This window comes from Chryseobacterium paridis (assembly GCF_016595215.1).
In the GTDB taxonomy this organism is placed as follows: Bacteria; Bacteroidota; Bacteroidia; order Flavobacteriales; family Weeksellaceae; genus Chryseobacterium; species Chryseobacterium paridis.
This window is the reverse complement of sequence record NZ_JAENHK010000010.1, coordinates 2,012,833-2,039,038: the sequence shown is the minus strand read 5'-3', so window position 1 is coordinate 2,039,038 and position 26,206 is coordinate 2,012,833. Positions and strand designations below refer to the sequence as shown.

The window sequence follows — 26,206 nt, the reverse complement described above, 5'->3', positions numbered from 1 at the left end:
TATTTATGGAAAACCTTCACGATAAGAGAAAAGTGTATGAGAAATCCCAACTTATTGAAAGTGAGATAAAACAAAATCCTATTGAACAATTTAGAGATTGGTTTTTGGAAGCATCAGAGAATCCAGGTATTTCTGAGGCAAATGCCATGGCAATTTCAACACTGGAAGAAGATGGTTGCCCCAGAACAAGAATGGTCTTATTAAAGGCGTATACGCACGAGGGATTTATTTTTTATACCAACTACGACAGTAGAAAAGGAAAGGCTATTGAAAAGAATCATAAAGCCTGTCTTCATTTTTTCTGGCCTATGCTCGAAAGACAAATCATCATAAAAGCAGATTTAGAAAAGATTGCTGGTAATTTGAGCGACGGGTATTTTCATTCAAGACCAAAAGGAAGCCAGCTTGGAGCTGTGGTTTCTCCACAAAGTCAGGTAATTCCCAATAGAGAATTTCTGGAAGAAAAATTAAAAGAGCTGGAAAAGCAATTTGAATCCGATGAAATCCCAAGACCTGAAAACTGGGGTGGATATATTGCAAAGCCTTACGAAATAGAATTCTGGCAAGGCAGGCCCAATAGGCTTCATGACAGGCTTATTTATCAATTAGAAGATCTTGATTGGAAAATATCTCGTCTTGCTCCATAGGAAAGAATAAAATCAACTCATAATGGTTTATTGTTAAAAAAACGAGAATGTTAAATTGGCTGCAATTAGGTTTTATGAATTAGAATAATTTATGCTATTTCTTATGAACCTTTAGTGTGGAAATTGTAAGGATTAATGGCGGCTTTTAAAGTATAGATATAAAAAAACCTCATCAAAAGATGAGGTTTGAATTTTGTAATCTGAATGATTATTTTTTCTTAGCTCCAGAAACTGCAGTAGATAGATCAGCTCCAGCTTTGAATTTAGCAACTTTTTTAGCAGCAATTTTAATTGGTTTTTTAGTTGCAGGGTTGATACCTTGTCTAGCAGCTCTCTCAGCTACTGAGAAAGTACCGAATCCTACTAAAGAAACTTTTCCGTCTTTTTTCTTTAAAGTAGTTGTTACGTTAGAAATAAAAGATTCAAGAGCAGACTTTGCTGCAACTTTTGTAATTCCTGCATCTTTTGCGATTGCGTCGATTAATTCAGACTTGTTCATAATTTTTAATATTAAAGTTGGTTCGTAATTATAGCAAATATAATACTATTTTCTAATTGTGCAATTTTTTAATTAAATATTGTGTTATTTTTTTGATTTTGATGAAAAAACATCAAAATATGATAATTCACTTTTTCACCAAAAATCTACGTTACCCGTTACTAAAATCATGCCAAATGCTTATGTGTATTGACTTTAGCTAAAATCAAATATTATTTTCTATATTTATTAAATCCTAAATTCGTATTAAGTATTAATGTATTTAGCGATATGATTGTAGATTTAGTAAGTAAAATCCAAATATTTTAATTTTAAAAAAATTAAATACCTGTGTATCTGATGCTTTTAAAATACTTTTAAACTTCAAATTATAAATTTTTATTAATAAATTTGCAACATGTTAATAGAAGTTTTCAAGTCAAAGATTCATAGGGTAAGAGTTACAGCCTCGGACCTTAATTATATTGGAAGTATAACGATAGATGAAGATCTTATAGAAGCTGCCGGATTGGTAGTAGGTGAGAGAGTTTATATCGTTAACGTAAATAATGGTGAGCGTTTCGATACGTATATCATAAAAGGTAAGAGAAAGTCTGGTGAAGTTTGTTTAAATGGGCCTGCCGCAAGAAAGGTTCAGAAAGATGATATCATTATCATTATCGCTTATGCACAGATGACTCCAGAAGAAGCAAAGAGTTTCCAGCCGAAAATAGTTTTCCCGGATGAAAAAACAAACCTTCTTACCTAATTCATGGAGAAAAAACAAACGAATCCTTTAAAGTCAATAATTACGATCGTAATTTCGCTTGCTTTTGCAGGCTTTTTTCTATGGCTCGCTTTAAGAGGGCTTGATTTTAAAGTAATACAAAAATCATTGGCTAAAGCAAATTACCTGTGGGTTTTGTTTGCTTCTGTTTTCGGAATGCTGGCGTATTGGTTCCGTGCTATCCGCTGGAATCTTTTATTAGAACCAATGGGACATCAGATCTCAAACTCCAACTCACTATGGTCTATTTCTTTTGGATACCTGATGAATCTTACGATTCCAAGGAGTGGTGAAGTGGCAAGAGCTACGGCATTATATGGAGTAGAAGGAGTTCCTGTAGATAAATCCTTTGGAACTATTATTTTGGAAAGAGTAGTAGATCTTATCTGTATGTTAGGGTTTTTAGGATTAACGCTGATTTTTAAGTATAAAGCTATTTTATCTTTTTATGAAAACTCTGGAGTTAATATCAATCCTAATAAGATTCTGATAGGTTTTCTAATACTTGCAATAGGGACAATACTTTTTTTTGCACTTAAAAAGAAATTAATTGCTGTTCCATTTTTAGGGAAAGTTATTGGATTTATTGATGGGATATTTTTAGGGATTACGTCAATTTTTAAACTAAAGCAAAAAGGCAAGTTCATCATATATACAATAGGAATATGGATATCCTATTATTTTGCAGCCTATCTTGTATGTTTTGCACTTCCGGAAACTTCAGATTTTACAATAGCAGATGGTTTTTTCATTATCGTTGTAGGAACATTGGGTATGATTATTCCTGCAAGTGGAGGGATAGGAGCCTTTAATTTAGCAATGAAATTTGGTTTTATGGCCTTGTTTATCTCTATGGGTAAAAGCGCGGAATTAGGAGGTGAAATGGGGCTTACTTATTCCTTTATTTCCTTACCACTTCAGATTGTTATTATGCTTGTAATGGGATTGATTTCTATTCCTATGCTTGCAAAAGCAAGAAATAACAGGATGAGCCACGGTGAGATTAAAAGTTAGAAAAAGACCTACCTTTAGTTAATATATGCCTGATCGAATTTGATCAGGCTTTTTTATTAAAATATTTGGATAATTCAGAAATCGAATTTATCTTTAGATATATAAGAAATTACTATGGCAATTAACCTACAGAAAGGACAGAGAATAGATTTAGGACTTACGAAAATGACCATCGGTTTAGGATGGGATCCTAATGATGGGAGAGGATATGATTTTGATCTTGATGCCTCTGCAATTATGATTGATTTAGAGAGAAAGCTGGTTAGTGAGGACTATTTTGTATTTTATAATAACCTTAATTCTCCGGATGGAGCGCTGACTCATACAGGAGATGATCCGAGTGGTAAGAACAGTGATGGTGACGATGATGAATCTATTATCATTGATCTGGAAAAAGTAGATGAAAGAGTAGAAGAAATTCTTTTTGTTGTAACTATTGAGGATTTTGAAAGGAGAAAACAGAACTTTGGACAGGTAAGAAATTCTTATATAAGGATTATCGATAATAACAGCAATCAGGAAATAGCTAAATATGAACTGGATGAAGATTTCTCCATAGAAACAGGAATAGAGTTTGGAAGATTGTATAAACGAAATGGAAGCTGGAAATTTGAAGCTTCAGGAATAGGATACAGGGCGGATCTATCTTTCTTTTTGGAAAAATATTATAAAGGACAGATCATTAAATGATAATTGCTTTCATGCATTTTCATCTTCGACTAATAAATAAAAAGTATGCTGCAAAGCATACTTTTTCTATTTAGAAAATTTCATCATGAAAGAATTTTGGTCTTCATCAATAATTTTAAAACCTAAGGTGGTATAAAGTTTCTGTGCTCTATTGACTTTTAATACACTTAAAGAGACTGTTTTCTGAGCTGCTTTGGCTTCATGAATGATATCTTCCAAAATAGATTTTCCAATTCCTCTACCTTGTTGATCTGGGTTGATCTGAAGCTGCAGCACATCTATATTTTCATCTGTTCTGTCTATTTTTAATAATCCAATAGGTTGATCACCTACAATTATAATATGAGCTTTTTCAAATTGATACAGCACCCTTTGTAATGCAGACTCTTCTGTTATAGGGAGATTAGAATTGATATAATGTTCGGTCATAGTTCTTATCCTTAGATCGAGTAAGAAATCAATATCATTTTCCTGAGCTTGTCTGTATTGTAATTTAAAGTTCATTATATAGTAATCCTTTTCATAAACTAATATATTAAATTAAATATGGAAAGAACACGTTGTTTGACTTTACTTGATATGAACAACCACTTTACCTTTTGCTTTACCTTGTCTTACTATTGAATGAGCTTCGTCGATATTGTCAAAATTGTAATCTCCCGGATGAAGACGTACATTAAGTTTTCCACTTTCAACAAGTCTGGTAGCTTCACTGAGAATATCTCCATGGTGCGCTTTACCTTTTCCAGTAATTAAAGGGAGTAAGGTAAATACACCGGAATAAGTTGCTCCTCTAAATGAGAGAGGGGCTAATGCGTGGGTTCCCCATCCTAAAGAGGTTACCACATGCCCGGTGTAAATTTTAACAGCCTTAAATGCTGCATCAAGGAAGGTTCCACCAAGTGTATCAAATACAATGTCAAAACCCTTACCATTCGTATAGGTATCTATGTAAGATCCTGATTCCATTTCAGCAAAAGAAATTGGGGTGGCGCCATAACTGCGTATTAAATCATAATCTTTTTCAAATGCGGTTGCATATACAGTTGCTCTAAATGCTTTCGCAATTTGTATAGCCATGTGGCCAACTCCTCCTGCTCCTGCCTGTATAAAAACGGTTTTATTTTGATCCACCTTCGCCCGATCTACCAAACCTTCCCAGGCAGTAATGAAAATTAATGGTAACGCTGCAGTCTCTACCATATTCATATTAATAGGTTTTTTGGCTAAGAGATCCTCATCTACCACTATAAACCGGGCAAGTGTCCCCTGGTTGCCACCTACGCCACCTGCAAGCCCGAAAACTTCATCTCCAATCTCAAATCTTGTCACGTTATTTCCTTTTTCAACAACCTTTCCAGCCAGATCCATACCTAAAACGGCAGGTAAAAGTTGTTTTGCATGTTCTGCCTGACCCAACCATATTTTGGTATCTAAAGGATTGATCCCGCTGGCATAAATCTCTATTTTAACCTGATTGGATTCTATGGTAGGAAGATCAATTGTTTTCTTGATAAAGTTTCCTCCAATCTGTTCTAAAACCATAGCGGTAGTTGTCTGTATTTTTTCTGTAGTCATTTTTTCTTTTTTTTAATGATAGACAAAATTATACATCTGTATGATTTGTTTTAGTGTATAATATTTACAATTAGTTGTACCTTTGCTCCATGAAAACGGACAATCTATATGAGCCTTATGAGCTTGCAATAACTGATATGATTGATGAGTGCCCGCGAGGTATTCATACGCATACTTTTTTTGAATTTGTCTATGTGATGAAAGGCAGTGGATTTCAGAATATAAATGGAGACCGATTTGATTATAAGCCAGGACATCTTTTTCTATTGGCTCCTCAGGATCATCATACTTTTGAAATCAAAGCAATAAGCCAGTTCTTTTTTATCCGGTTCAATGCTGCTTACTTGAAAACCAATACTGCTACGAAAGATTTGATCAACAGACTTGAAATGATCCTGCGAAATGTGAGTAAACAATCTGGCTGTATTTTAAAACGGGAAGATGATAAGCATATCATTCAGTCGTTAATGCATTTTATTATCAATGAACATGAAAGAAAAGATTTGTTTCATAAGGAAGTGATTGACCAATATATCAATACCTTATTGGTTATTGTATCGAGGAATATTTCACTTACTTTACCAGAGAAGATGGATGAGAATAGTGATAGTAAAGCTCTTGATATCTTAAATTACATTCAAAGGAATATTTCAGATCCGGATAAACTTAAAGCTGAACATATCGGTAATACCTTTGGGATAGCAGAAGCTTATCTTGGTCGGTATTTCAAGCATCATACAGGAGTGGGGTTTCAGGATTATATAATGGATTATAAACTCAAACAGGTTGAAAATAAACTTCTTCATAGTACAATGCGTATTTCTGAAATTGCTTATGAATTCGGTTTTACAGATAAAAGTCATTTGAGCAAGGCCTTTAAAAAGCATACCGGAAATAATCCAACTGAATTTCGCAAAAACTATGTGAATACAACAAAGGCGTAGGATAAATGTTTTGTTGAAAGAAATTTTTAATTCCCCCCATTTTCACCAGCTCTTTTTGATTCCTCAAAATTGACTTGCTTTGTTGTTCCTTTTACATTATTATTTCCGAACTTATATGTTACAGAAAGGTACATATTTCGGGAAGTTCCTTTGGTGTAATATTCTACATTATAATCAGGATAGTATTCTGTTCCTTTGTTACGATCAATGTTTAGAATATCATTCATATACAACGTGATCATAAGATTTTTCTGCATCAGGTTAAGCTTCACCCCTGAATATACAGAAGAATTTCCTTTAAAATAGGTATTCCCTTTTCTGTAGGGAATGCTGCTCCACATACCAAGGATGAAAGTGAATGTTTTTTCTTTGTTCAGGAAAAAGTTATTGTCGAAATTGAGATTACCACCAAATCCTGCAGGTGCGGCCATCGCTTCCGGAAGAAATGATTTGGATTTAGCGTAAAATCCATTTACAAAAACATTGGATTCAAGCCATTTTAGTTTGTTGTAATTATAGCTGATATTGATTCCGGCCTGGTCTTCATTATAAAAGTTTTTAACAACACTGTATTTAAGATTGTCCTGCACCATCTGAATCCTATCCCAATCATCTTTATTATAGTTGTAATATAAGGTGACATTAAAATTATTTTTCAACACATATCCGAATTCAAAATTATCTGAGAATGAAGGAAGGAGATATGGATTACCGGTAGTATATTCAAATTCTGAAGTATAATTTTTGAATGGATTTAGATTCCCAAAATAAGGACGGGTAATTCTTCTTGAGTAGTTCAAAGAGAGCGTATTATTTTCGTCAGCTTTATAGCTTAAATAGGCAGTTGGGAAAAATTTTCCATATTTGATCTTTGCAGAAGAATTATCATTTAGTGAGATTCCTTCTAAAGAAGTATACTCATATCGGAGCCCTGCTTTGGCATCCCACTTATCATTAATTTTAAAACTGGTAGATGCATAGATGGCATAATTCTGCTCCTTGTAATTGAAAGAGTTTGTTCTATCCCTGTTTACGATATATTGTCCATTTTCAATATCAAAAAAATTGAAATCGGAATTGTTTCTGATCGTGGTGTATTTCAGACCGTATTCGGTTTTTATTTTAGCAAAGTTCTTTTCTAAATCTGCCTGTCCGGAATAGATTCTGTATTTATTAACAGGATTGCTAAAGGTAGAAATTGTTTTGTCAGTAACTGTATTATAAAAATTTCGGGCATCCGAATTATTGATCAGCAAATTAGCAGACAAGCTCAATTTACTTCCCATTGTATCAAGTTTTAAATCATAGAATGCGGTTGTATTGTGAACGTTTCTGTGATCTTTAGTTTTACTGTCTGAAAATAGATTGAGGTTCCTCTTTTCATTAAAAATAGAAGTATAGTTTGAAGACTGATCCAAAGGGTTACCAAAAGAATAGTTGTAATTGAAGCCAACGAGGCTTTTTTCATTAATCTTATATTCTCCCTTGAGATTTCCTCCTTTATATTTGTTATTATTTACCTCTTTAGAATCCGTATTCCAGTAGTTTGAATTGGTTGTTCCGGTTAAGTAATTATAAGCAGTAGTTGCCCAATAATTATCACCTGAAGATAAATTAGCAGTCAGGGATATTTTTTTTCCCTGATAATTAAAACCTGCTCCATTTCGTGTACTCACAGTAGTTCGTCCATAGAAATAACTTCCAGAGGTCTGTAAAGAGCCATTCCATCCCAGATTCGTATTCTTCTTATGGATAATATTGATCAATCCACTTTTTCCCTCGGCTTCATATTTTGCCGGGGGAGTGGTAATCACTTCAATTTTAGAAATATCATCGGAACGAAGTGTTTTTAAATAATTAATAAGTTCCTGTCCTGATAAATTTAAGAGACGGTCATCTATCATTACAGCCACATTATTTTTTCCTGCAATGCTAATGGCATCATCAGTTGCACGTACCATTGGTGTTTTTGATAATGCTTCCATCACATCTGTTCCCTGAGCCGCCACCGAATTTTCAACATTGAAAACCAATCGGTCTATTTTTCTCTCAAATAGTTTTTTCTTTACCTCAACAACTACTCCTTCTATCTTTTGTTCTACAGGAGATATTTTTTTTAATCGAAAATGTTTATTTATATCTCCTGTAACAGATAGCTTTTCACTTTCTACTTTTACACCATCTTCTATAATTTCCAGTAAATAATCTCCGTTCTCTTTTAGGGCTATTTTAAATACTCCGTTTCCATCGGTTATAGCAGAGTATTTTTCTTTGTCTTTTGTAACAAGTACTTCAACTTCTGAAACAGATTTATCTTCTTTACCAGTAACAACCCCTTGAATGCTTTGAGCAAAAATAAAGGGAGATGATACCATGCATAAGAAGATAATAATGTTTCTGTTCATATCAAATGATTACTTGTGCGACAATTCAACAAATAGTGATATTATATATGTGGTAAATATAGAAATATTTTATTCAGTTATTAGTGAATTGTTTTGTGTTTAATTGGTTTTTTTAATATTTAACGTATAATTACAAGTATATTACATTTTTTTGCATAAAAAAAGTCCGGACAAATTTGTCCGGACTCCATATATTGTATTACTATTTCTTTATTGAAGTTAACATCCACGAAGTTTCTGCTTAGGATAGATGAATAGATCCCAGCTCACCATTTACTTTTTCAACTTCATTTTGAGCGAAATTTTCAAAACGAACTGAAATTTCCATATAGGTATTTATGATCTGTTCTTTCCAGATTTCAAGTTCTTCAGGAGTAACTCTGTCAGCTTTATCAAAGAAAAAATGTTGATTGATCTCAAATCCACAGTACGTAAAGATTCCTTTATCAGAAGTAAGAGAAAGGGCTTTATCCATTCCAATACGTTCATATTCTTCGTGAGACTTGCCGTGGGTATTGATAATTACCGTTTGCTTGCCGGTTAATAGCCCTTTTTGTACTCCCTGATCATAACGATAAGCGTAACCATAGCTGAAAACCCTGTCTATATATCCTTTCATGATAGCTGGCATTCCCGTCCACCATATAGGATAAATAAAGGTAACGTGTTCTGCCCAGGAAATGAATTCTTGTTCATGTTTAATGTCATCGGCTAGAATTCCCTTTCTTTGTTCCTGTATATCTTTAAGAGAGGAAACGGGGTCAAAATTAATGGCGTACAGATCTCTGATAACTACTTCATGATTTTGAGAAGTAAGACTTTCAACTACAGTTTGTAAAAGATTATGATTTAAACTGTTTTCGTTATAATGTGCGTAAATAATTAAGTGTCTCATTTTTTCTACTTTTTAATTTGTTATAGGACAAAGGTAGAAGAGCAGAGCATGTGAAAATTGTAAGAAAACGAAACGAGGATTATTCTGATTTTGGATTACAGATGTCCTGTTGGAATTTCAGGTACTGAGAAGGGGATAGATGAATAAAATGTTTAAAATCATGGATAAGTTGACTTTGATCGTAATAATTACATTCATCAATAATGGTAAACCACTCCACTTTATTTTGATTGGCAATCTTCTTTTCAATGAGTTGAATCGCCTTCGAAAAGCGGTTATAACGATTGATCTCTTTAGATGAATATCCAAACTGTTGTTTTTGCTTTAGCTGAATATTCCGCTCACTTTGATTGGTTTTCTCAGCAATCGTTTTGATTGGATTTAAATTATCATAGGTAAAGTTACTGAGCAGTTGGCTTGTGGTATCACGACTTTGCAAATAAGGTTTACAGAATTCCAGAATGTGATCTACCTGTTTCTGTGTAGAATTTAATGCTGAAATTTGGTACCATAAATTAGTAAAACAGTTTTCGTCGAGAAGGTCATCCGGATTCATCGCTGCATTATATGAAATGCATGCTTTTCCAAAAAAACGATAAAAAGCATCATCCTTAAAATTAGCTACTAAAATAGAGGTCTTAGCTGGTAATGTATAATCAAAGGAATTTCTGATAGGACCAAATACAATACATTTATCAACCGTTATCTTTGTTTTTTCTTTAGTGACCATTGAGGCGCTTTCTCCAAAACAAAATAATAAAATGGTCTGATAAGTAGGTAATAATGTTTTGGTAACCGCCTCCTCAGACATGTTTTCTGCAAAATAAAAATGGGAAAATATGGTTTCAAATTCCGGAGGAACTGAGATTCTGTAACCGTTATATTCTGGAAGCTTTTCTTGCATAAAATTATGATTGTTTGCTTGCTTTCTAAGTTGATGATTTTACTGGATGTAATTTAATTGATACAGCTCCTGTTGTTCAACGCTTAGTAAAGGATAAAATAAGTTCATCTGGATGAGACTATAATGTTGTATAGCTTCTTCTTTTGGCAACTTTAAAGTTAAGCTATTATACGAAATCCAGTTGTCAGCAATAATAAATATTTGGGTGCTGAGGTTTTCAATGATAAAATCAGGTATGTTATCCTGGAATATTTTATTCTTTTGGAAGTCAGAGAATATGGATTGAAACTCAATTTTCCTTTCCATATTGATCTTTTCATAGAGGACTTCTATCTCAGGAATCTTTTTTAAAATATCCACAAAATTGAGAAAGAGGAAACGATAGGAATAGAATATCTCATAGGTATGAAAGGTAAAGTGGTATAGACTTTCTAAAGTTTTAGCCTTAGTTTCATAAAGTTTGTTCATCATTTCATCCATCTCAATAATTAATTCAGAGAAAATGGCCTTTACAATGTCTTCTGAATGTTTAAAATGGTAATGCAAATTTCCAGGGCTTATATTCATTTCAGCAGCAATGTGTCTTGTTGTAATGGTATTGTAGCCTTGATCGTTGAAAAGCTGAAGAGCTGTTGCTGTAATCCTTTCCTTGGTTTTCATGAATCAAATATAAGGGAGATTTTTTAAATATTTAAAAAATTAGAACAATTGTTCTAATTTTTGTATATTTGCATTATTCAAATCAAAATGTAATGGAAGGGAAACAAAAATTTGATTACGAAAAAGCGGCGGAGATAGGAGAGAATAAAAATGATTTCCAGGAAGTGATGGTCAAAGTACTTCAGGTTATCCTGGGAATTATCATGGCAATCTTACATGCTTAGAGAATATAAAATTTCGAATTGGTTTTTACTTGGCTTACTATCCTGGTTAGGCATAATCATTCTTCGGAAAAACGGGATAATTATTCCTTTTATAAATGCCTATTTTACGGATCTTATCACCATCCCGATGTATTGCTATCTCATACAGTATGTGATGAACAAAATATTAGGCTTCCATTGGAAACCTAATTTGAAATTTATCATTACATCAATTGTATACCTGTCAATTTTGTTTGAAGTTCTTTGCCCTTCTATTTCGGATAAATTTATAGGAGATATCTTTGATGTTGTGGCTTATTTTATGGGTGGAATAGGATATTATTTTTTTCAAATCCACCCTCAGAAATCTAAACTGTTTTTTTAATTTCCACCATTTCCACCAGCTCTATTTGATTCTTCAAACTTTACCTGTTTTGTTGCTCCTTTTACATCATTATTTCCAAATTTATAGGTTACAGAAAGATATACATTGCGTGTAATTCCTTTGGTGTAATACTCCACGTTATAATTTGGATAATATTCAACTCCTCTGTCACGATTGGTATTGTGATATTTTACTCTTAAGACAACTTTAAAGAAAGTTATATTACATAGTAAAATGCAGAAAATGTGTATAATACATTTAGAAGATGTAAAAATAAAGAGCGGATCGCTAGTCCTGCAGTTTAATAATAGGATCCTTATAATATCGGGTAAGATCATATAGCTCTCCAAAATGTACAGAAAGCATAGATTCGGATCCATACAGATATTCATTTCCCGAATTTTTGGACCCGGAGTTGAATTCTTCCTCAGCGAATGAGTATAAAGTGGTGAAATCAGGCTTTAAAAAATCCATTAGGAGCATTTGACTGTTTTCCTTTCCATGAGACTGATTGATCAATCCGGTAAAAAATATTCCATAAATGAGAAAGGGGCTAAGAGTGTCCGCACTGAATTTATAATCTAAAATACTTTGGGAATGTTTTTGATAGTCTGAGATAATTTGATTAAAACTCGGAGTGTCTGTTGATGGAATTTGATAAAACTGATCGATACCGTTAATAAAAAGCTGGTTAATAATTTCTTCTTTACAAGCAATAGGATCTGTTTTTTTATCATCATATTCGGTCTGAAACCAATGAAAAATACTTCGCAGCTCTTCAGGGCTGAGATTTTCAACACTATCTTTCACCTTTGCTTTGATAATTTCCAGACTTGTTTTCTTATCCTCGTCCAGATATTGAAGTACAGCATTTTCTTCAGAACAAAGTTTATTGTACAAATTAATTTTGGCAATAGTGGGATTGGTTTTTATGAAATAAATTTCTTCTGCCATAATTTTGTATCAAAAAATTAACAATAAAGGTTTAGTTGTACTTTAAAGATACAAATATGTAGGGATATAAATTAAATATATTTTAGTGTTTTGTATGCTGTACTTTATTCTCTATTCTTCAAAGTTTGATGAAGCGCAATTCTATTCCCTTCAGAATCTTCAAATTCAGCTACTGCACAGCCGTATTTTTCGTTAAATGTTTTTGGATATAAAACCTTACCGCCATTTTCTAAAACTTTTTCTAAAGTAAGATCAATATCTGCTGTAGTAAAGTAGATGATAACTCCATCCTTGGTTGGTTTGTAAACATCACCTTTGGCTAAGGCTCCAGTTATTCCACTGTTTTTTTCCTCAAAAGGAAATATAGACATTTCATAATGATCAATGATTTCTTTTTCAAAACTAAAATGGAATACGGAAGTATAGAATTTCTCTGCACGCTCTATATTGTTCACAGGAATTTCAAAATAGACAACGGGATTACTGATGCTCATAGTTTTAGTTTATTTTTCTGTAGGTTGGCATAATGCAAAAAGAAGTATGAAAATTAATAAAAATAAATTTATCCGGATTGTGTTCATAAATAAGATTTTTAATTCAGCAACTCAAAAATTTTATATGTAGTGAGTATTTATTAGGAAGATAGATAAATACAGCTGCCTGTTACAACAAAATAAACTTAATTAGCTTTATTTTAATTTTTATAAAAATTAAAATAGATAGGTCTATCTATTTTTTTATTTAACTTTGTGAAAATTTTTGAAATGGAAAAGGAAAAAGTAAAAGACAGAATTATCAGAGTTGCTTCAGATCTTTTTTATAAGCAGGGTTTTAATTCTACGGGGATTAATCAAATTATTGCTGAAGCAGATATTGCCATTGGGTCCTTGTACAATCATTTTTCATCTAAAAATGAACTGCTGAAGGTGTATTTAATCAAAGAAGAATTAAAATGGTTCGATGGATTTGAAAAACATTCTTCAAAACTTATAAAGGCAAAGGACAAAATTTTTACTTTGGTTGATTATCGTAAGGAATTGCAGAATTCTTCAGGATTTTCCGGATGTCATTTCATTAAGATTAATGCTGAACTGGGAGACAGCAATCCTGTGATTTCTGAATTTGTTATGAAGCATAAAGAAAAACAGAAAATAATGATCAAAGAATTGATTACTGAATATAACAAAGAAGACGGTTCAGTGAATGCAGATGCGATAACTGAGAATATATTTTTGCTTTTGGAAGGAGCTGTGGTTATTTCTACAATTAATAAAAATGCAGATGCATTCGATCAGACAAAAAAAATAATTAAGGGCTTGCTGCCTTAATTTTTTTATGGATTTAAAAATAGATATATCTATATAAAAATGAAAAATAATGCAATACAATTAATTGTGATCCTTTTTGCACAATTACTTACGATCATGGACATTTTTATTATTAATGTTTCCATTCCTTCTATCCAAAAAGATATTCATATCACCAATAGTGAAATGCAACTGATCATTGCTTCTTATCTTATAGGTTTTGCTTCTTTTCTGATAACCGGAGGAAGAATGGGAGATCTGTATGGAAGAAAAAGGATCTTCATTATAGGGTTGGTTTTCTTTATGATAAGCTCAATAGCTTGTGGATTATCTTCCAATTCTGTTTTTCTTATGGTTTCGAGGTTTGTACAAGGTATCAGTGCGGCATTAATGTCACCTCAGGTTTTATCCATGATCCAGATTCTATTTCCGGAACAGGAAGACAGAACCAAAGCGATGGGATGGTATGGAATTACAATTGGTATTGGAACACTTTCGGGGCAATTTCTTGGAGGTTATTTTTCATCACTGACTTTTATGCCGGAATCATGGCGATTGATTTTTCTGATCAATATTCCTATTTGTTTATTAGCCATTTTTTTTGGGTGGAAAGTCCTTGATGAATCTAAAAATGATAACAATAATCGGTTTGATTTTTACGGTGTTCTTTTATTGGCGAGTGCTCTTTTTTGTTTTACTTATGCCTTGACCATGATGGAGCATAATGGGGAAAGGGTCAAAAATATATTTTTGCTTGTTATTTCCTTGGTAGTCCTATTTCTTTTCATTAAAAATCAAAAATCCAGAATACAACATGGGAAACCTTATCTGATTGATCTTAACCTTTTTAAATTTAAAAATTTTAACATAGGAATTATTGCTGTTTCTTTTTTCTTTATCATGCTTGATTCTTATTTTTATATTTTATCGCTGTTTTTTCAGGATGGCTTGAAGATCAGTCCTCTGCATGCTGGGGAAATTATTGTTTTTCAGGGGTTGGGATTTATTCTAGCATCAATAATATCACCCAAACTTATATTATGTTATGGAAAAAAAGTCCTGATAGTTGGGCTACTTGTAATCATCAGTGTATTGATTGCACAAGGGTATTTATTTTCAAAACAATCTTCATCTTTGCTGCTGTATGCGTTATTGTTTATTCACGGAATAGGCGTTGGCTCTATCATTCCTTCGCTGGCTAATATTGCTTTATCAGGTATTCCAGAGAAATTGGCTGGAAATGCTTCTGGTGTATATATTACATTTCAACAATCAGCCGCTATTGTAGGAATCATTGTTATTGGGAGTGTGTTCTATTATTATCTGGGAACACATCCTGGCTTTATTGATTACCAAAAAGCATTTGTTGCTGCTTTATTGGCCAATATTTTATGCCTGATCATAGTGATTATTTGTATTTGGAAAACTCCGGCGGATGTTCTTATTAAAAGAAAATGACAGCAAAAGGCTGTCATTTTTATTATTGAATATGTTTTTCTATTTCTGCTGCAATCTGATCAAGCTCTCCGAATTTTCTGGCTATGATTTTTCCATTCTGATCTACAAGAATTTGTAGTGGATAACCTGTGGCATGTAATTTTGCGGGAAATTCTTTATTCAGATCAAAATAATTTTTCCACGTCACTTTATTTTCGCCCAATATTTTATTAGCCCGGTCCATTCTATCTTTCACAGTATCATCGGCAACACTTATAAATTGGACCCCTTTAGATTTATAATTTTCATGTAAACTTACCAACTTAGGCAAATCTTTAATGCATGGTTTACACGTAGTCGCCCAATAATCTATTAATGTGAGCTTATAGTCTGAAAAGCTTGATTTACTTATTTTATCAGTGGAATTGAGTTTTAGATCCGGAAAAGTTGCCCCTACATTCGTGGAATTTTCCAGTTTCAATATTTTATCAAATTCCTGATAACTGAATGTTTCCTTTATCTTTTTTGAGAATAATGGCATATTCTCAACATAACTTCTATTGAATCCATACTTCGAATAATCACTCACTATTTCCCAAAATGCAACATAAGAGTTCTTATTTTTTAAAATATAATTTCGTAATAACTTCTCTTTATATTCAATATTGATGGGATTGTTATCTACAAAAGGCTTCAGTTTTTTATCAGCTATTTCAAGCTGCTTTTTCAATTTTTTGTATTCTATATTTGTAGGTGTATCAGAATCTGGAGTAAAGTCCATATTCTTGTTATTGATCTTAATCTTATAATTTCCACTTTCAATAAAGAAAACATCAGATCCATAAGCTCCATTTTCAACAGTATTAAAATAACTAAATAATATAGGCTGTGGATAATCTATTTGGCCGGTCATTACATTTTGATCATTGATTCTTATGAAAGCACTGTTGAAACTTTTCATAAACCTGACATTCTTATCCTGATTTACAACAAATTTGTATAAGGTGTGAATACCTCCCATACCCATTATTGGTCCAATGGATATTGAATCCTTTTCAAAATCCGGAGCACTGATCTCCATCTTAAAATTGGTTTGAGAATAAGCAAGACTAAATGATAAAAGGAGTACAATCTGTGAAATTCTTTTCATGTATATTTTTTAATTCCGAAAATTAAATATAAGATTATTGATGATAATATCTCCTATTTTTTTGAATAAAAAAAGAGACTGAAAAGCCTCTTAATTGTAGTTTTATTCGGGGAAATACTTAGAAATCCATTACGGTATCTAAACCTCTTCTAAGACCCTTAAACGTTCCTATTTTTTCGATAGCCAACAGACCTCCTTTTACATAAGGCTCAGCACTGGTTCCGGAATCGTGTCTTATCGTTAGCCTTTCATCTTTTAATCCAAAGATTGTTTCTACAGCGATAACGTATCCGGGGAGTCTTACAGAGTGAACATGCACTCCTTCCATATCAGCTCCTCTTGTTTCCTTTTCACCCACTAATTGATCAGTAGGAATGTGAACAGTTGGCTTTTGAACCTGGGCAAGGCGGTGTGCTAATTCTCTTACAGTACCACTTGGAGTGTCTATTTTATGTTCATGAGCATAGTCGATGATTTCATAGTTGGGAATGTATTTTGCAGCAATCTCTGCAAACTTTTGCAATAGAACAACCGTAATAGCAAAATTTCCTACAGCCAATACAGAAGTATTATTTGCAAGTGCTACTTTTTCTATTTCTGAATAATCTTCAGAAGTTAATCCAGAAGTTCCAACGATTACTTTTTTCCCTTTTTTCAAAGCTGCAAGAATGTTGGTCTTGGCAATATCTGGTTTTGTATAATCAAATAATACATCAAAATCAATCGTTTCCAATGCCTTTTCAATGGTGTCAAAAACAGGAATATCTCCGTCACCTAAATTAAGGATCTCAGCCAGATTCTTTCCATTGTTGGATCGGGACAGTCCACCCACCAATTCCATTCCTTCTTGTTTAAATACTCCTTTGCTCAATTCGGAGCCAGCCCATCCTGTTGCTCCTGCTATAAATACTTTGATCATGATTTTTTTGTTTAAATTAAATAATAATTGTTATTCCACTTCAAATACCGCCTGTATTTCTACAGAAGAATTAACAGGAATTGAGGATGCTCCAAATGTTGCTCTAGCATGTTTTCCTTTTTCACCAAAAACATCAACAGCAAGATTGGAAGCCACATTCATAAGATCAGCATGTTTGGTATAATCATCTTTTGTATTGAAAATTCCTGTAAGTTGTACACAACGTTTTACACGATTAAGATCACCCCCGACAGCTTCATTTAAAACCGCAATAACATTCAGCATCGTTACTTTTGTTGCTTCTTTTACTTCTTCCTCAGAAATTCCAGCTCCCAATTTCCCTGGATTTAGAATCTTACCATCTTTCAGCGCTACCTGATTAATGAACACAAGATTTCCTGAACGTACATAAGGTTGATAATTTCCAGCCGGTTTGGGCACTTGAGGAAGAATGATTTGTTTTTGTTTTAAAACTGTATTGATGTCGGCCGATTTTTCAATGACAGAACCGTTAGCAGTGGTCTTATTCGAGAAAGTACCTTTTAAAGCGAATGCTATCTTTGCAAAGTTTTCTCCTTGTAATCTAGCCATGTAGCGCTCACTTTTACTGGGACGTTCTACATTTTTTACAGAGGCAAGACTTGTTACCCCCAAAACAGTGTTTCCCTGAGGTGTATTTTTATCTATGTTTTCAACGCCACGAATACCATTGGATACCAAAACCATCCCATGAACCGCTAAACTGTTCCAAAAAGACTGGATGGCCAATTCTTTTCCCACGCCACTGCCAGCGGACATAAATACAGTAGCAGGCATTCCTTCCAGGGAATGATTGGTCCACAAACTGACAGTTTTGGATAAAAATTCACTCATTCCGGTGCTGATATTTCCAAAATAAATAGGTGAGCCAAAAGCTATTCCATCATAAGACGAAAGTTCGTCAACGGTTGCAACCGGAATATCTTTGAGCTTAGGATTTGATGAGGTTTTCACCTGCTTGATGATAGCCTGTGCATTTCCCTTACTTTCAATTCCTTTTGATATTTCTTTTGCCAGCTCATAGGTTCCACCATTATCAGAATAAAAGAGCACCAATACTTTGGCTTTATGTTCTTGTGCTGTCATAAATTGGGTCATTATAAGTAATAAAAAGATAGGGATTATCTTGTTTAATTTTTTCATAATTTTTAAATCTAAAATTCAAATACAAAATTAATAATGTCGTTTTTATTAAATTTGCCAAAAACAATATGCAAAGCGCCAAATTAAAATGCGGACTGATTGAAGAGAAAAAAGGCTTTTATAATGATGCTATTTCAAAAGATGCGTATGTGTGGTATGAAAAGAATTGGCAACACGACGAATATGAGCATATACACGAAAGGGCTCAGCTGACTTATGTAGAAGAAGGGTATCAATATTTGCATATTGAACAAAAAATTTATCTGGTTCCTAAAAATCATGTGATCTGGATTCCTTCCGGAGTTAAGCACCGTACAACATCTGAGGCAAGCACGGTTAATTTAATGGTGGTTCTTTTTAAATCGGAGATACAATCAGATTTTTTTAGAGAAGTACATGTCTTCGCAGCACCTCCGGTTTTAAAAGAGATGCTTTTATATGCTTCAAAATGGAATAAACTGGCTGACGAAGATGAAGAGCAGACTTTATTTCTGAAAGCTTTACTAAATAGCTTACCGAATTTTTGTAATGAAAGCAGGTTTTTAGAAATTCCGGTTCCTGAAGATCATCGCCTGATTCCTGTCTGCGATTATATCAATACTCATTTTCAGGAAAACCTGAATATTGATGATATGGCTGATCTCGCAAAAATGTCCGTCAGAAGTCTGCAAAGAATATTTAAAGATGCTACGGGTATTACACTACAAAAGTATGGACAGCTGATCAGGATCCTGAAAAGTGTAGAACTCATAGATACCCGGCAATATACATTGAGTGAGATTGCTTTTAAAGTGGGGTATAAGAGCTTGTCAGCTTTTACTTCTTCCTATACTTCTATTATGAAAGAAGGTCCGAAAGTGAAGAGAGAAAATAATTTTTAATCTATCTTTGACTTTCTCGTACTGCTCTTATGAGTTCTCGATTTCGTTTATCTGCTCTTTCATTATTTAATGATAAAGCGGCCCAAATTGCTGCCGGGATCCAACCAATCAACGTGATTTGTAAGATCAGGCATAAAATTCCTGTTAAGACTTTTCCACGAACAATGAAAGATAGAAAAGGTAATAAAATAGCTAGTAACATGATGTTTGGGTTTAAATGTTGATAATTTTTATATTAATTTCGTTTAGTGTTTTCCAGAGCCAGTTTGGCTATATTTCTGATGATCTCTGTTGGTGAATGACAATCACAGTTGCTAAATCCAATGACATAAATATCCTTTGAAGGAATATATACACCCATGGATTTAAATCCAAAAATACTTCCACCATGTTCTCTCGTACTGATTCCATTGATGTCCTTAAGATGCCATCCATAGCCATAAGTGAACTCTTCTCCGTTATTCAGTTTGTATTTTTGAAATGCTTTTTTAGTCTCTTGTGAATTTAGTAAAATATTTTTGTTTAAAGCATTCTGCCATTTTAGCATGTCTTCTGCTGTTGACATTAATGAACCAGATGAAAAAGGAACACTAAAACTAATTGCAGTTTTATTTACATACCCGTATTCTTTCTTATGATATCCATAAGCTCTTTTAGGGATGATTTTCCTGTCAGTAGCATAATAGGAGTGAATCATTCCTGCTTTATCAAAAATATTATTTTTAATAAAGTTTTCATAAGTATCTCCTGAAACCAATTCTATCAAATATCCTAATAACACATATCCTGAATTGTTATAGTCAAACTTTTCTCCGGGAGCAAAATCAACAGGCTCGTTTTTGAAAAAATCAACCATCATTTCAGGTTTCATATCTTTTTGAGCAATTGTTGAGATTGATTTCATTTTTGTGAAATCTTTGATTCCTGAAGTATGAGTGAGTAAATGATGAATGGTTATTTTGTCTCCATTCGGGTAATCTTTGATATACTTGGAAATAGGATCGTTGACATTAAGTTTTCCCTGTTGTTCAAGCATTAAAATGGCTACAGCCGTAAATTGCTTGGTCATAGAGCCAATTTGAAAAACATTTTCCGGATTTAGGTTAACATCAAGTTCCAGATTAGCTTTTCCAAAAGCCTTTTGATATAAAGTTTTTCCCTTTTGAGTAACTGTAAATACGCCACCGGGACCTTTAGGGTCATTAAATTCTTTAAGAATTAAACTATCGATTCTCCTTTCTAGACCTTGTGCAAAAAACATACTGGAAAAGAATAAAAGTAGGAGGGTAAGCCAAAGAAAAGTTCTATTTGAGTTCATAGTTATATATTGTGTTATGCAAAGATATAATTAATTATTATTACTATGTAATACAATGTAGTGATTTGTAAAAATATTTTTTATATGAACGAAAACAAAAGAAATTACGGAGCTATATGAATAGGGAACCTTAATGAGATTGGGGATCAAAATAAGCCTTAAAAGTAAGCGGATCTTCAATTTTATCTTCAGCATCCTCAAGATATTCAAGATACTCCGCCTGATGTTTTTCCATGTAGATCATGACAATGGCCAGATTTACAAATAAGTTTTTATCCTCGGAACCTAATGCTAATGCGGTCTTCAAATATCGTACTGCCTCTTCATTTTCACCCATATCAGAATAAATCGCTCCTATATTAATTAAAGCTGAAGTATTTTCAGGTTCAATAAGTAAAATTTCTTCTAATTCTTTGATTAAAAGCTCATTGATTGCGTCCCAATGATCTTCATTTTCCCATCTTTTGGCTTGAAGTTTTTTTACGTTTTCTAATCTTTGAGTTATGTTATTCATTTTAAAATTAATGAAGGCTTTATTTAATTCAAAGTTCGGAATAAAAATGGGATTATTTTAATATAGTTTTTAAGAGGGTTGTAAGATCCATTGTATTAGACTTTCGCGTTCTACAATATTCCAGGAGTGAGGGTGTTTTTGCCCATTAGCTCTTATTCCACGGTTCTTTGTTTTTATAAATTCCACGTTTTGGCTTCCCATATCTAGTAAAGAATGGTATGCTTTTTCCAGTTTATAGGCATTGAGATCTTTGTATTGTCGCTTCTTATTTTTCAATTGCCATTCCAGATCGGGCTCACAATACAATCTTACTTTACTATTTTTTAAATATTTAATATGGTCTGTGGAATTGGATGAAATGAGATAAGGTGAGAAGATTTTATATTTTTCGATATCTTTTTGAGGGGTTCCTATTTCTTTTTCCAGAAGGTCGATTAGGAATTTCCCTTCAGCTACAGCCTCTGCATCTTTATTTTTTTGAACATCACTTTTCGCTCCTTTGTATAATTCTTCAAGATCAATAGGAGAGTCCACCACCAGAATTCCTTTGGGCTGAATGGAATTTTCTGTTTTTATAAGATAACTCGAGAGTAAAATGGCGACATTACCACCACTGGAAAACCCACCAATAAAAATATTTTCTTTTTTGATATTATTTTCAGTGAAAATAGTATGTAGCTCCTCTGTGTATTCTTTCTTTTTGGCTTCTGTTAAATAGAGTTTTTGGTTATAATCCAACAGTAAAGTACTGATACCTTTCTTTTCAATATCTTTTAAAAACTTTGCTTCTGTCTGAGTATGTTCGATGTTACAAGGATAACATGGAAATAGGATGAGTATTGCTTTTTGCTGAGGGGCCAATTTCAGTTCAAAATGGTCTCCTTTAATCGTTTTTATTTCCTGACTTTTTACTAGACTAGATATAAGAAGACATAATAGAAATATAATAAGGGTGTTTTTGAGCATAACAGTTCTTATAATTTAGATGGGACCTAAAATAGAAAAAGCTTTTGAACTTCAAAAGCTTTACTATCATTTTAGAGTTGATAAAAATAGTGTCATTTTTCTACCGAAATCAACAACATCATGGGTCGGCGTAATTCATCTTTCATTTCTGAAAATTGCTTCAGCATTTCTTCGCTAGGTTCTGCTTCAGTTACTTCTTTAATTTTGAATCCCTGTTTTAAAAGAGTATTTAAATAAGAAGTTAAAGTTCTATGGTATTTTATGACGTTTTCGCCTAAAAACGTAGTATTTCGTTTCCCTTGGATAAAATAATTATCTACAGGCCAGTGTTGTTTTTCACCATGTGTTCCATAAGCCCAATCCTGAGTTCCTTCAGCGGTAAATACAGGATGCTCTACTGAAAATACAAAATGACCTTTAGGTTTTAGCCATTTGTAAATATGTTCAGCCATCATATCAAATGATTCTACATAATGGAAAGTCAAAGAGCTTAAGACCACATCAAAACTTTCATCTGTGTACTCGACATCTTCAAGAGCTTTTCTTATATATTCAATGCCTTCCAGATTGTTGATTTCTCTGGCTTTTTCAAGCATTTTTTCTGAAAGATCAATTCCAACAACGGATTTTGCGCCTTGTTCAATAGCATACCGGCAATGCCAACCGAATCCACAACCCAGATCCAAAACCGTTTTCCCTATAAAATCGGGTAACATCTTTTGTAATATGTACCATTCTCCTGCTCCCTCTAATCCTTGTTGGGAACGAAGCATTTTTCCATATTGTTCGAAAAAGGAATTATTGTCGTATTTGTTTTCTTTCATAACAAAAAATTTATTCTTTAAAATGTTGTTTTTTGGTTTTCTCTGAATAAAATTACAAAAAAGAGAGATAGCTGGAGAGGTGGCACTTTTCCCTAAGTTCTGGTTGATGCAATTTAAAAACCTAAATAATTAATATAGATTATTTTAACAGAGTATTACATTATTAGTATTGTTGTTTAGGACATATTCATAATGTTCTTTTCGTTCAATTGATCACTTTTTTCTGGCTCCAGTTGTTTTTTTAGAAAAGATAAGAATAATAATTACGAGCCCTAAAACAACAAATATAAGTGCAGCTATGCTTGTTATCATATTATAAAATAGTGATCCCTGAAAGTAAAAATAGTCAGTAGATAAAAACAATTGAGTCTCTTCGGGGTGGCTTGTATTCTTGAGAATAATGTAATCCTTATTTTTAATTTTTTCTGCTACTGATTTTGAAAATTCATTGACCAAATCCTCAGTTTTTCTTGTATCCCAGATGGCGTAATATTTTTTTAGGGCTTCAGTTTCTGATTTTTTATATAGTTTTCCGGTGCTTTGATACTCATAATAAACAGTGACATAAGAATTTCCTCTCCGTTTATACCCTGTATCCCAGAACGAAGCCGATTTAATTAATGAAGGATTTATAATCTCCCATTTGATATGAGATAATTTAAATTCTTGAATTTTTAGAAACGGGGAAACTGATAATAGAGTAATCAAAGATAAATATACGATACTGAATACCATTAAAAGTTTAGTTGAAAATTTTTTAAAATCAATTCTTAAATATCGAAAGCTTTTAAAATTTATAAAGACTGTTATGAATAAAGCATAGCAAAAGTACCTAACTGGATTTTCTACAAAAACGAGAAACAATATCAACGTAGCGATCCCCACAAATCCTAAAAAACTCAAAAAGAGATTAGTGATTTTTTTGACTTTATCAATCATAAATAGGGTTGTTAGTTATATTATTAAAGAAAAAATAGTCCCCAGAGATTTAAAATCAGGGGACTATTATTATTTTTTATCCAAAAGCTCTTTTCAATAAGCTCTCTACTTTCGGTTCGCTTCCTCTGAAACTTTTATACAGTTCCATTGGATCTTTTGTTCCTCCTGATGAAAGAAGGATTTTATATTTTGCTGCAATTTCAGGATTGAAAATTCCGTTTTCCTTAAAATATTGGAATGCATCTGCATCTAAGACTTCTGCCCATTTATACGAATAATATCCCGCAGAATATCCACCCTGGAAAATGTGAGAGAAACTTGGGCTCATCGCTGTTTCAGGGTTAGTTGGATAGAGCTGTGTAGCTTTTGTATATTCATCTTCAAACTCCTTTACACTCTTACTCTCTAATTCTCCAACCTTAGTATGGTACATCATATCCATGATTCCGAAACCTAATTGTCTCATCGTCTGATAACCTTCCATGAAATTTTTAGACTGTTCTATTCTTTGGATTTTTTCATCCGGAAGCACTTCACCGGTTTTATAATGTTTAGCGAAAGTCTTTAAGAACTCAGGTTCGTAGCAGAAGTTTTCCAAAAACTGAGAAGGTAATTCCACAAAATCCCATTTCACAGAAGTTCCTGAAAGACCTGGATATTGAGTATTGGCTAACATTCCGTGTAATGCGTGGCCAAATTCATGAAATAAAGTGGTAACCTCCTGGAATGTCAATAAACTTGGAGTGTCTTTTGTAGGTTTGCTAAAGTTGCAAACAATGGAAATATGTGGACGTGAATTTTCACCGTCTTTTTTGTATTGATTTTTGTAGCTGGTCATCCACGCTCCGGCCCTTTTCCCTTTTCTTGGAAAATAGTCTACATACAACAAGGATTTGTACTCCCCGTTTTCTTTTACTTCATAGGTTTTTACATCTTCATGGTATTTTGGAATATCATTTCTTTCTTCAAAAGTTAATCCGAATAACTGCTTAGCCAATCCAAATACGGCATCCTGAACCTGATTCAATGGAAAGTAGGGTTTCAGTTCTTCATCATTCAAATCAAATTTAGCTTTACGAAGTTTTTCAGCGTAAAATGGATGATCATAGCCCTGCATTTCTTCAATACCATCAGTTTTTGCTAAAGTTTTCAATTCTTCGATTTCTTTAGCTGCATAAGGTTTTGCCTTCGTTAAAAGTTCATTTAGAAAATCCAACACTTTTGTTGGAGACTTCGCCATTCTTTCTTCCAATACAAAATCCGCATAATTTTTATAACCAAGTAATCCTGCTTTTTGTTGTTTTAAATTTAGAATTTCTTTAATAAGGTTTTGATTGTCAAATTCGCCACCGTCAAAAGATTTCTTACCGTTAGCAAGAGCCAGTTCTTTTCGTAACTCGCGGTTTTCTGCATAGGTAATAAATGGAACATAGCTTGGATATTGTAATGTTAAAACCCAACCTTCAAGATTTCTTTCTTTTGCTTCTTCAGCATATTGTTCAAGAATGGCATCAGGAATTCCGGCCAGATCTTCCTTGTTAGTGATGTGTTTAAAATATGCATTAGTTGATGCAAGTACATTTTGTCCGAATTTCAGGGATTTTAAAGACAAATCCATATTGATATTCTTTAATTTTTCTTTGTCTTCATCATTGAGCAAAGCTCCACTTCGTACAAAACCTTTATAAGTTTCCTCTAAAAGCATTTGTTGCTCTTGATTGAGGGTATATTTTTCTTTGTCCTCGTATACTTTTTTGATCTTATTGAATAGAGGCTCATTTTGAGATATTTTTGAAGAATATTCGCTTAAAATAGGAGAAACATCCTCAGCAATTTGTTGTAATTCATCATTCGTCTCTGCAGAATTTACATTGAAAAAAATATTGGATAGAATATCTAATTTTTCACCTGAGTAGGCTAAAGCTTCAATAACGTTCTGAAATGTTGGTGCTTCAGTATTCGCAACAATCGAATTGATTTCTTCTTCAGATTGCTGAATTAATTCTTTAAAAGCAGGAAGATAATCTTCATTTTTTATACGGTCGAATGGTGCGGTATGGTATGGTGTATTGAAATTTTCTGTTAAAATATTCATTTTTCTATTTTTTATTGATGTAAATTTAATTGATGTGAAAATTGATAAAGCATGAAATCCTCAAAAATAATGCCTTAATGATCGGTTGTGACAAAAAAGTAACGTAATATACTAATCTTGTCATAGGAAA

General features: G+C 33.0%; 30 protein-coding genes. 10 read left to right on the top strand and 20 right to left on the bottom strand.

All coding sequences use genetic code 11. The annotated features are described in order from the left end of the window. The first annotated feature begins 5 nt into the window (after positions 1-5). Positions 6-647, top strand: coding sequence for a pyridoxamine 5'-phosphate oxidase (gene pdxH / locus JHL15_RS18705; RefSeq protein WP_200248233.1), 642 nt, complete (start codon positions 6-8; stop codon positions 645-647). 208 nt (positions 648-855) lie between these two features. On the opposite strand, the gene JHL15_RS18700 is transcribed toward pdxH, so the two are convergent. Next, a complete protein-coding gene (locus tag JHL15_RS18700) occupies positions 856-1,146 on the bottom strand; it encodes an HU family DNA-binding protein (RefSeq protein WP_034682524.1) in 291 nt (96 codons plus the stop codon). A gap of 397 nt (positions 1,147-1,543) precedes the next feature. Between JHL15_RS18700 and panD the strand changes: the two genes are divergently transcribed. From panD to JHL15_RS18685, 3 genes are all read left to right on the top strand, one after another. After that, on the top strand, positions 1,544-1,894 hold the full coding sequence (panD, locus tag JHL15_RS18695; RefSeq protein WP_172280165.1) for an aspartate 1-decarboxylase: 351 nt from the start codon (positions 1,544-1,546) through the stop codon (positions 1,892-1,894). A 3-nt stretch (positions 1,895-1,897) separates the two neighbouring features. Beyond that, positions 1,898-2,926: a lysylphosphatidylglycerol synthase transmembrane domain-containing protein gene (locus JHL15_RS18690; protein ID WP_200248232.1), complete on the top strand. Its 1,029-nt coding sequence runs from the start codon at positions 1,898-1,900 to the stop codon at positions 2,924-2,926. Positions 2,927-3,040: 114 nt separating this feature from the next. Continuing rightward, positions 3,041-3,616, top strand: coding sequence for a TerD family protein (locus JHL15_RS18685; RefSeq protein WP_200248231.1), 576 nt, complete (start codon positions 3,041-3,043; stop codon positions 3,614-3,616). Between the two features lie 66 nt (positions 3,617-3,682). Here JHL15_RS18685 and JHL15_RS18680 read toward each other — a convergent pair whose 3' ends face one another. Further along, positions 3,683-4,120, bottom strand: coding sequence for a GNAT family N-acetyltransferase (locus JHL15_RS18680; protein WP_200248230.1), 438 nt, complete (start codon positions 4,118-4,120; stop codon positions 3,683-3,685). A 66-nt stretch (positions 4,121-4,186) separates the two neighbouring features. Then, complete coding sequence (locus tag JHL15_RS18675) at positions 4,187-5,194, bottom strand: zinc-dependent alcohol dehydrogenase family protein (RefSeq protein ID WP_200248229.1); 1,008 nt, start codon at positions 5,192-5,194, stop codon at positions 4,187-4,189. Positions 5,195-5,283: 89 nt separating this feature from the next. Here JHL15_RS18675 and JHL15_RS18670 point away from each other — a divergent pair, with 89 nt between their 5' ends. Then, entirely contained in the window at positions 5,284-6,138 is an 855-nt protein-coding gene (locus JHL15_RS18670; protein ID WP_200248227.1) for an AraC family transcriptional regulator, read from the top strand. Positions 6,139-6,164: 26 nt separating this feature from the next. Here JHL15_RS18670 and JHL15_RS18665 read toward each other — a convergent pair whose 3' ends face one another. From JHL15_RS18665 to JHL15_RS18650, 4 genes are all read right to left on the bottom strand, one after another. After that, on the bottom strand, positions 6,165-8,543 hold the full coding sequence (locus JHL15_RS18665; RefSeq protein ID WP_200248225.1) for an outer membrane beta-barrel family protein: 2,379 nt from the start codon (positions 8,541-8,543) through the stop codon (positions 6,165-6,167). Positions 8,544-8,784: 241 nt separating this feature from the next. Then, on the bottom strand, positions 8,785-9,438 hold the full coding sequence (locus tag JHL15_RS18660) for an NAD(P)H-dependent oxidoreductase (protein ID WP_200248224.1): 654 nt from the start codon (positions 9,436-9,438) through the stop codon (positions 8,785-8,787). 79 nt (positions 9,439-9,517) lie between these two features. After that, a complete protein-coding gene (locus JHL15_RS18655; protein ID WP_200248222.1) occupies positions 9,518-10,342 on the bottom strand; it encodes a helix-turn-helix transcriptional regulator in 825 nt (274 codons plus the stop codon). 39 nt (positions 10,343-10,381) lie between these two features. Then, positions 10,382-11,002 (bottom strand): TetR/AcrR family transcriptional regulator, encoded by a 621-nt coding sequence (locus JHL15_RS18650; protein WP_200248220.1) that lies wholly within the window; start codon positions 11,000-11,002, stop codon positions 10,382-10,384. Positions 11,003-11,094: 92 nt separating this feature from the next. On the opposite strand from JHL15_RS18650, the gene JHL15_RS21330 reads away from it, so the two are divergent. Both JHL15_RS21330 and JHL15_RS18645 read left to right on the top strand, forming a co-directional pair. Next, positions 11,095-11,226, top strand: coding sequence for a hypothetical protein (locus JHL15_RS21330; RefSeq protein ID WP_262895642.1), 132 nt, complete (start codon positions 11,095-11,097; stop codon positions 11,224-11,226). Between the two features lie 154 nt (positions 11,227-11,380). Then, positions 11,381-11,590, top strand: coding sequence for a hypothetical protein (locus tag JHL15_RS18645; protein ID WP_200248218.1), 210 nt, complete (start codon positions 11,381-11,383; stop codon positions 11,588-11,590). Here JHL15_RS18645 and JHL15_RS18640 read toward each other — a convergent pair. The 3 genes from JHL15_RS18640 to JHL15_RS18630 all read right to left on the bottom strand — a co-directional run bounded on the left by JHL15_RS18640 (position 11,587) and on the right by JHL15_RS18630 (position 13,038). Continuing rightward, on the bottom strand, positions 11,587-11,727 hold the full coding sequence (locus JHL15_RS18640; protein ID WP_200248217.1) for a hypothetical protein: 141 nt from the start codon (positions 11,725-11,727) through the stop codon (positions 11,587-11,589). The two genes, JHL15_RS18645 and JHL15_RS18640, sit on opposite strands and share 4 nt — an antisense overlap. Before the next feature lie 151 nt (positions 11,728-11,878). Next, positions 11,879-12,544 (bottom strand): hypothetical protein, encoded by a 666-nt coding sequence (locus tag JHL15_RS18635; protein WP_200248215.1) that lies wholly within the window; start codon positions 12,542-12,544, stop codon positions 11,879-11,881. Between the two features lie 104 nt (positions 12,545-12,648). Continuing rightward, positions 12,649-13,038 carry a VOC family protein gene (locus JHL15_RS18630; protein ID WP_200248213.1) on the bottom strand — a complete coding sequence of 130 codons (390 nt, stop codon included), beginning with the start codon at positions 13,036-13,038 and terminating at the stop codon, positions 12,649-12,651. A 270-nt stretch (positions 13,039-13,308) separates the two neighbouring features. Between JHL15_RS18630 and JHL15_RS18625 the strand changes: the two genes are divergently transcribed. Beyond that, entirely contained in the window at positions 13,309-13,872 is a 564-nt protein-coding gene (locus JHL15_RS18625) for a TetR/AcrR family transcriptional regulator (RefSeq protein ID WP_200248211.1), read from the top strand. 39 nt (positions 13,873-13,911) lie between these two features. Then, positions 13,912-15,309, top strand: a complete 1,398-nt coding sequence (locus JHL15_RS18620) for an MFS transporter (protein ID WP_200248209.1) — start codon at positions 13,912-13,914, stop codon at positions 15,307-15,309. A gap of 22 nt (positions 15,310-15,331) precedes the next feature. Here JHL15_RS18620 and JHL15_RS18615 read toward each other — a convergent pair whose 3' ends face one another. The 3 genes from JHL15_RS18615 to JHL15_RS18605 all read right to left on the bottom strand — a co-directional run bounded on the left by JHL15_RS18615 (position 15,332) and on the right by JHL15_RS18605 (position 18,539). Further along, positions 15,332-16,438 (bottom strand): TlpA family protein disulfide reductase, encoded by a 1,107-nt coding sequence (locus JHL15_RS18615; protein WP_200248207.1) that lies wholly within the window; start codon positions 16,436-16,438, stop codon positions 15,332-15,334. 118 nt (positions 16,439-16,556) lie between these two features. After that, entirely contained in the window at positions 16,557-17,357 is an 801-nt protein-coding gene (gene dapB / locus JHL15_RS18610; protein WP_200248206.1) for a 4-hydroxy-tetrahydrodipicolinate reductase, read from the bottom strand. A 30-nt stretch (positions 17,358-17,387) separates the two neighbouring features. Next, on the bottom strand, positions 17,388-18,539 hold the full coding sequence (locus JHL15_RS18605; protein ID WP_200248204.1) for an Atu1372/SO_1960 family protein: 1,152 nt from the start codon (positions 18,537-18,539) through the stop codon (positions 17,388-17,390). Positions 18,540-18,607: 68 nt separating this feature from the next. Here JHL15_RS18605 and JHL15_RS18600 point away from each other — a divergent pair, with 68 nt between their 5' ends. After that, positions 18,608-19,420, top strand: coding sequence for an AraC family transcriptional regulator (locus JHL15_RS18600; RefSeq protein WP_200248202.1), 813 nt, complete (start codon positions 18,608-18,610; stop codon positions 19,418-19,420). A 1-nt stretch (position 19,421) separates the two neighbouring features. On the opposite strand, the gene JHL15_RS21275 is transcribed toward JHL15_RS18600, so the two are convergent. The 7 genes from JHL15_RS21275 to JHL15_RS18570 form a co-directional block, all read right to left on the bottom strand. Continuing rightward, positions 19,422-19,622 (bottom strand): YqaE/Pmp3 family membrane protein, encoded by a 201-nt coding sequence (locus JHL15_RS21275; RefSeq protein ID WP_234047810.1) that lies wholly within the window; start codon positions 19,620-19,622, stop codon positions 19,422-19,424. Between the two features lie 33 nt (positions 19,623-19,655). After that, entirely contained in the window at positions 19,656-20,738 is a 1,083-nt protein-coding gene (locus JHL15_RS18595) for a serine hydrolase domain-containing protein (RefSeq protein ID WP_200248201.1), read from the bottom strand. Positions 20,739-20,868: 130 nt separating this feature from the next. After that, positions 20,869-21,252: a tetratricopeptide repeat protein gene (locus tag JHL15_RS18590; RefSeq protein ID WP_200248200.1), complete on the bottom strand. Its 384-nt coding sequence runs from the start codon at positions 21,250-21,252 to the stop codon at positions 20,869-20,871. 69 nt (positions 21,253-21,321) lie between these two features. Next, positions 21,322-22,218 (bottom strand): hypothetical protein, encoded by an 897-nt coding sequence (locus tag JHL15_RS18585; protein WP_200248199.1) that lies wholly within the window; start codon positions 22,216-22,218, stop codon positions 21,322-21,324. A 92-nt stretch (positions 22,219-22,310) separates the two neighbouring features. After that, positions 22,311-23,042 carry a class I SAM-dependent methyltransferase gene (locus tag JHL15_RS18580; protein ID WP_200248198.1) on the bottom strand — a complete coding sequence of 244 codons (732 nt, stop codon included), beginning with the start codon at positions 23,040-23,042 and terminating at the stop codon, positions 22,311-22,313. Positions 23,043-23,255: 213 nt separating this feature from the next. Next, positions 23,256-23,777, bottom strand: coding sequence for a hypothetical protein (locus JHL15_RS18575; RefSeq protein WP_200248197.1), 522 nt, complete (start codon positions 23,775-23,777; stop codon positions 23,256-23,258). 280 nt (positions 23,778-24,057) lie between these two features. Beyond that, the gene (locus tag JHL15_RS18570; RefSeq protein WP_200248196.1) at positions 24,058-26,076 is read right to left on the bottom strand and encodes a M3 family metallopeptidase; all 2,019 of its coding nucleotides are present in this window, start codon (positions 26,074-26,076) and stop codon (positions 24,058-24,060) included. Between the last annotated feature and the right edge of the window lie 130 nt (positions 26,077-26,206).

What these genes read in the sequence shown, in the direction of transcription:
- JHL15_RS18680 (WP_200248230.1), bottom strand. Translation starts at nt 4,120, where the DNA reads ATGAACTTTAAATTACAATACAGACAAGCTCAGGAAAATGATATTGAT.
- JHL15_RS18605 (WP_200248204.1), bottom strand. Translation starts at nt 18,539, where the DNA reads ATGAAAAAATTAAACAAGATAATCCCTATCTTTTTATTACTTATAATG.
- JHL15_RS21330 (WP_262895642.1), top strand. Translation starts at nt 11,095, where the DNA reads ATGGAAGGGAAACAAAAATTTGATTACGAAAAAGCGGCGGAGATAGGA.
- JHL15_RS18690 (WP_200248232.1), top strand. Translation starts at nt 1,898, where the DNA reads ATGGAGAAAAAACAAACGAATCCTTTAAAGTCAATAATTACGATCGTA.
- JHL15_RS18650 (WP_200248220.1), bottom strand. Translation starts at nt 11,002, where the DNA reads ATGAAAACCAAGGAAAGGATTACAGCAACAGCTCTTCAGCTTTTCAAC.
- JHL15_RS18615 (WP_200248207.1), bottom strand. Translation starts at nt 16,438, where the DNA reads ATGAAAAGAATTTCACAGATTGTACTCCTTTTATCATTTAGTCTTGCT.
- JHL15_RS18630 (WP_200248213.1), bottom strand. Translation starts at nt 13,038, where the DNA reads ATGAGCATCAGTAATCCCGTTGTCTATTTTGAAATTCCTGTGAACAAT.
- JHL15_RS18600 (WP_200248202.1), top strand. Translation starts at nt 18,608, where the DNA reads ATGCAAAGCGCCAAATTAAAATGCGGACTGATTGAAGAGAAAAAAGGC.
- JHL15_RS18660 (WP_200248224.1), bottom strand. Translation starts at nt 9,438, where the DNA reads ATGAGACACTTAATTATTTACGCACATTATAACGAAAACAGTTTAAAT.
- JHL15_RS18645 (WP_200248218.1), top strand. Translation starts at nt 11,381, where the DNA reads ATGAACAAAATATTAGGCTTCCATTGGAAACCTAATTTGAAATTTATC.
- JHL15_RS18570 (WP_200248196.1), bottom strand. Translation starts at nt 26,076, where the DNA reads ATGAATATTTTAACAGAAAATTTCAATACACCATACCATACCGCACCA.
- JHL15_RS18580 (WP_200248198.1), bottom strand. Translation starts at nt 23,042, where the DNA reads ATGAAAGAAAACAAATACGACAATAATTCCTTTTTCGAACAATATGGA.
- JHL15_RS18700 (WP_034682524.1), bottom strand. Translation starts at nt 1,146, where the DNA reads ATGAACAAGTCTGAATTAATCGACGCAATCGCAAAAGATGCAGGAATT.
- JHL15_RS21275 (WP_234047810.1), bottom strand. Translation starts at nt 19,622, where the DNA reads ATGTTACTAGCTATTTTATTACCTTTTCTATCTTTCATTGTTCGTGGA.
- JHL15_RS18665 (WP_200248225.1), bottom strand. Translation starts at nt 8,543, where the DNA reads ATGAACAGAAACATTATTATCTTCTTATGCATGGTATCATCTCCCTTT.
- JHL15_RS18685 (WP_200248231.1), top strand. Translation starts at nt 3,041, where the DNA reads ATGGCAATTAACCTACAGAAAGGACAGAGAATAGATTTAGGACTTACG.
- JHL15_RS18675 (WP_200248229.1), bottom strand. Translation starts at nt 5,194, where the DNA reads ATGACTACAGAAAAAATACAGACAACTACCGCTATGGTTTTAGAACAG.
- JHL15_RS18585 (WP_200248199.1), bottom strand. Translation starts at nt 22,218, where the DNA reads ATGCTCAAAAACACCCTTATTATATTTCTATTATGTCTTCTTATATCT.
- dapB (WP_200248206.1), bottom strand. Translation starts at nt 17,357, where the DNA reads ATGATCAAAGTATTTATAGCAGGAGCAACAGGATGGGCTGGCTCCGAA.
- panD (WP_172280165.1), top strand. Translation starts at nt 1,544, where the DNA reads ATGTTAATAGAAGTTTTCAAGTCAAAGATTCATAGGGTAAGAGTTACA.
- JHL15_RS18655 (WP_200248222.1), bottom strand. Translation starts at nt 10,342, where the DNA reads ATGCAAGAAAAGCTTCCAGAATATAACGGTTACAGAATCTCAGTTCCT.
- JHL15_RS18635 (WP_200248215.1), bottom strand. Translation starts at nt 12,544, where the DNA reads ATGGCAGAAGAAATTTATTTCATAAAAACCAATCCCACTATTGCCAAA.
- JHL15_RS18595 (WP_200248201.1), bottom strand. Translation starts at nt 20,738, where the DNA reads ATGAACTCAAATAGAACTTTTCTTTGGCTTACCCTCCTACTTTTATTC.
- JHL15_RS18620 (WP_200248209.1), top strand. Translation starts at nt 13,912, where the DNA reads ATGAAAAATAATGCAATACAATTAATTGTGATCCTTTTTGCACAATTA.
- pdxH (WP_200248233.1), top strand. Translation starts at nt 6, where the DNA reads ATGGAAAACCTTCACGATAAGAGAAAAGTGTATGAGAAATCCCAACTT.
- JHL15_RS18670 (WP_200248227.1), top strand. Translation starts at nt 5,284, where the DNA reads ATGAAAACGGACAATCTATATGAGCCTTATGAGCTTGCAATAACTGAT.
- JHL15_RS18590 (WP_200248200.1), bottom strand. Translation starts at nt 21,252, where the DNA reads ATGAATAACATAACTCAAAGATTAGAAAACGTAAAAAAACTTCAAGCC.
- JHL15_RS18625 (WP_200248211.1), top strand. Translation starts at nt 13,309, where the DNA reads ATGGAAAAGGAAAAAGTAAAAGACAGAATTATCAGAGTTGCTTCAGAT.
- JHL15_RS18575 (WP_200248197.1), bottom strand. Translation starts at nt 23,777, where the DNA reads ATGGTATTCAGTATCGTATATTTATCTTTGATTACTCTATTATCAGTT.